Source organism: Peribacillus sp. CSMR9, from assembly GCF_033141925.1.
Classification (GTDB): Bacteria; Bacillota; Bacilli; order Bacillales; family DSM-1321; genus Peribacillus; species Peribacillus simplex_A.
On record NZ_JAOPHO010000132.1, the window covers coordinates 1 to 4,002 of the forward strand.

Genomic DNA, 4,002 nt, shown 5'->3' on the forward strand with positions numbered 1-4,002 from the left:
TTATCTAGAAGGAAAGAGCATAGGAAAACACTGTAGGTTTCAGAAGCTCCGAAAAGCAAATAAGCTAAAGCAGGTGTAAATCCTGCCGGTGAATATCCGTAGGGAAGCGTGTTCACTCCTAGCCTATGCTTATGAAAGGAGTGCGGATTTCGAATACCGTTAGAGGCTTTCTCCTCCTATTGCACAGTTTGTGTCAACTCTACAATAAGTCTTAATGACTAACGGGTGCTTTACTTCATTACCAGGAGCTGATCAGCAGCTCCTTTTCTTATGGCACCAACGGGGCAGGTTAGTTGTATAAGGGATATATTATTTTTAACAAAAAAATGAGATGTTTCTTCTGTAGAAACATCTCATTAAATATCTATTCTTTAAATTTTAACAATCTTATTGCATTTAAAATAACAATTAATGCAGCACCTGTATCACTTAATACAGCCATCCAAAGTGTAAGCCAGCCAGGAAAGATTAAGACTAATGCGATGACTTTAATAATTACAGAGAACCAAATATTTTGTTTAATAATAGTTAAAGCTTTTCTGCTTAACTTCATTGTATGAGGAAGTTTATCAAGATTATCAGCCATTAAAACAATATCTGCTGTCTCCATTGCGGTGTCAGTTCCTGCACCACCCATAGCAATACCTAAATCTGCTGTTGCAAGTGCTGGAGCATCATTAATACCATCTCCAACCATTGCTACCTTATGTCCTTCATTTTGTAATTTCTTTATGGCATCTACTTTATCCTCTGGTAATAAATCTGCGAAATAACGAGTAACATTAGCTTCTGAAGCAATCATTTTTGCAGATCCTTCATTATCCCCGGTCAACATTACTGTTTGGTTAACTCCACTTTGTTTTAATGCTTTTAAAGTTGAAGCTGTTGTTTCACGGATTGTATCAGAAACTGCAATTATCCCGATTACTTGATGCTGTGTCCCGATTATAACTACAGTTTTTCCTTTATTTTGTATCTCTTGAACATGATTTTTTACATCATCTAAGGAAACATTCATTTCTTCAAATAGTTTTAAATTACCACCGTAATAAATATTTCCTTCAATAGTCGCTTGAACACCTTTTCCAACGATACTTCTGAATAGCTCGCCAATTTTAGGCTGAATTCCTTTTTCGTTGGCATATCCAACAATTGCTTTGGCTATAGGATGTGTTGAATAATCTTCTAGTGTTAAGGCAATTGAAAGTAATTCATCTTCTGTTACGTGTAAAGTCTTGATTTCTGTGACTTTAGGCTTTCCTTCAGTCAAAGTCCCTGTTTTATCAAATGCAATGGCAGTAATGGCACCAGCTTTTTCTAAGAACGTACCACCTTTAATTAAGACACCATTCTTCGCAGCGTTCCCAATGGCTGATACGATCGCAACAGGAGTCGAAATCACTAAAGCACAAGGGCAAGCTACAACTAGCAATTCGAGTCCCTTATAAAACCAGTCGCCCCAATTGCCAAATCCAAGGATTGGAGGCAGCACCATAATTGCCAATGCTAAAATAAATACAATAGGTGTATAAATACTCGCGAATTTATCTACAAATGCTTCTGTTGGCGCTTTTTGTTCTTGTGCTTCTTCAACCAAGTGAATAATTTTTGATATGGTGGTATCTTCAACTAACTTAGTCACCTTAATCTCAAGAGAACCATTTTCATTTATTGTTCCTGCGTATACTGTGTCACCAATTTCCTTATCAACAGGAATGGACTCTCCAGTAATAGGAGCCTGATTGACGCTTGATTCTCCTTGAATGATTTCACCGTCTAATGGAATCTTATCGCCGGGTTTAACAATGATAATGTCACCAACTGTTATTTCTTCAACTGGTTTTTTAATTATCTCTGAACCAACGCTGACCCAAGCTTCAGGAGGAGCTAAATCCATAAGGTTACGAATCGAATTCCTTGTACGTTCAATTGATTTTGTTTGTAGTAAGTTACCTATTGCAAATAACCATACAACAGTAGCACCTTCAAGCCATTCACCTATTAGCGCAGCTCCAATAGCTGCAGCAGACATTAGAACATTCATATCCAGTGAACGACTTTTTATTGCATAGAATGCACTCTTGACTGGCTTATAACCACTTATAACCATTGCGATAGCGTATAGGATTGTCGACATAATAGGAGAAATCCCATTAAATGAACCGATAAAACCAAGAGCTATTAATACACCAGACAAGATTATTAGGCCATTGCCGTTTTTATTTTTGTTGGTCTGTTTCGATTTCTTATTTGATTGTAATGAAGCTTTAAAACCAATTTTAGAAACCTCTGAAATAATATTTTCGTCACTATCTGAATGTTCAATTTTCATTTTCCCAGTAGAGAAATTAACACTGACATTTTTAACGGATGAGAGGGTATTCAAGTGGTTTACAATACTCTTAGCACAACTACCACAGTCCATTCCTTCAATATCAAACGTTTTTATATTCCCTTTTTGCTCTAAAGGCTCAATAAAATATCCAAGCTTTTTGATTTCACTTTCAATAGGGATAAAAGCATCAAGGTGACTAGCAGCCACCTGCATTTTCGCGGTGCTGTAATTCACCTTTACCTCAGCGATATCCTTCAATGTACTTAAACTTTTTTCAATGGTTTTTGCACAAGCCGGACAATCCATTCCGTGAACTCTGTAAGCCATTTTCTCCCCAGAAGGTAGAGCGTTCGAGATTGTCTCAATAGTCTGTTGTTCATTACTACTACAACAGCTTGTTTTCACTAATGTTTCATCTTCTTTAATTGTTGTTTTACTGCTACAGCAATTAGTGGTTTCTTGCTTTTTTTCACTTGGAAGGGAAGTGCTGCAACAGCTTATTTTCTCTAATTCTTTAACTGTTTCCTTTGATGTATTACTGCTACAACAACTAGTTTCTGTTTGTATAAAAATAGGTATTGAATTAAAGCTGTTTACTGAATCTTTGTTACTTGAACAACAACTTGTGTTTTCTTGTTTTATTTCTAAATTGGTGGAGCTACAACAACTATCCGTCCTATTTTCTGTATTTTCGGCATCATTATTTGAATTACAACATTTGTCAGCCATTTTAAGCACTCCTAATCTATATGACTTTCGCAACATGCAACATCATTTTGAACATCTTCAAGAACTACATCGAACATTGCTAATAAATCTCGTATATGTTGATTACGTAAACTGTAATAGCAGTATTTTCCTTCATTCCTTCCCACAATAATTCCACAACCTTTTAAACAGGCAAGGTGTTGTGAAATATTAGACTGATTCCCCTTAATTTCTTCTACAATTTGAGACACAGTTTTTTCCTGACTTTTTATACTTTCGAGGATTTGTATCCTTGTTTTATTAGAAAATCCATGAATTAGTTTAACCTTCATATCTATATCAGTATTTTGCATATATTTACCTCCTAACATATTAGACAGGACTAATATGTTTTGTTATCATCATATTAGCAGTAGCTAATATGTGTGTCAAATTGATGAATTAAATTTGTAAAAGGAGTATCTGGAATGATAAAAAAAGTATCTTTATTATTTTTATTACTTTTCATCTTATTTTCAAAGCAAGCACTAGCGCACACTTCTCTGGAAGACTCAACACCTAAAGATGGTGAAGTAATTACAGAACCCATTCGGGAGCTAACTTTAATTTTTGGTACAAAAGTTGAACAGAACAGCAGAATCAATGTTTCGAATTCAAATGGAGAACCTGTTAAACTAGGAAACTTTGTGATAGAAGAGGAGGAAATGTGGGCTACTTTCCTTCAACCTTTAAAGAATGGAAATTATAAAGTGGACTGGGAGATCATTGGTACAGATGGACATCCAATAGAAGGAAAGTTTTCTTTTTCAGTAGAGGTACCTAATGATAAAGCCACTGTTGAAACGAAGAGTGAAACGGAAGAAGAAGAACCAAAACAAGTAGAAGATAGTAAAGCAAGCAATAAAACAAAACAGGAAGTACAACAAAGTAACGTGCCTTCTTTTATAATCCCCTCCATT

At 35.5% G+C, this 4,002-nt stretch carries 3 protein-coding genes; 1 reads left to right on the plus strand and 2 read right to left on the minus strand.

Annotation, left to right across the window (positions count from 1 at the left end; translation table 11 throughout):
• Positions 1-364 precede the first annotated feature (364 nt).
• Both N9I19_RS24040 and N9I19_RS24045 read right to left on the minus strand, forming a co-directional pair.
• Entirely contained in the window at positions 365-3,064 is a 2,700-nt protein-coding gene (locus tag N9I19_RS24040) for a heavy metal translocating P-type ATPase (protein ID WP_317779227.1), read from the minus strand.
• An 11-nt stretch (positions 3,065-3,075) separates the two neighbouring features.
• Complete coding sequence (locus N9I19_RS24045) at positions 3,076-3,396, minus strand: ArsR/SmtB family transcription factor (protein WP_034307610.1); 321 nt, start codon at positions 3,394-3,396, stop codon at positions 3,076-3,078.
• Between the two features lie 114 nt (positions 3,397-3,510).
• On the opposite strand from N9I19_RS24045, the gene N9I19_RS24050 reads away from it, so the two are divergent.
• Positions 3,511-4,002 (plus strand): copper resistance CopC family protein (locus N9I19_RS24050; protein ID WP_317779228.1); only part of this gene is annotated, 492 nt, incomplete at its 3' end.

Bases quoted from the DNA above. Each gene is read 5' to 3' on its own strand.
- N9I19_RS24040 (WP_317779227.1), bottom strand. From the start codon at position 3,064: ATGGCTGACAAATGTTGTAATTCAAATAATGATGCCGAAAATACAGAA.
- N9I19_RS24045 (WP_034307610.1), bottom strand. From the start codon at position 3,396: ATGCAAAATACTGATATAGATATGAAGGTTAAACTAATTCATGGATTT.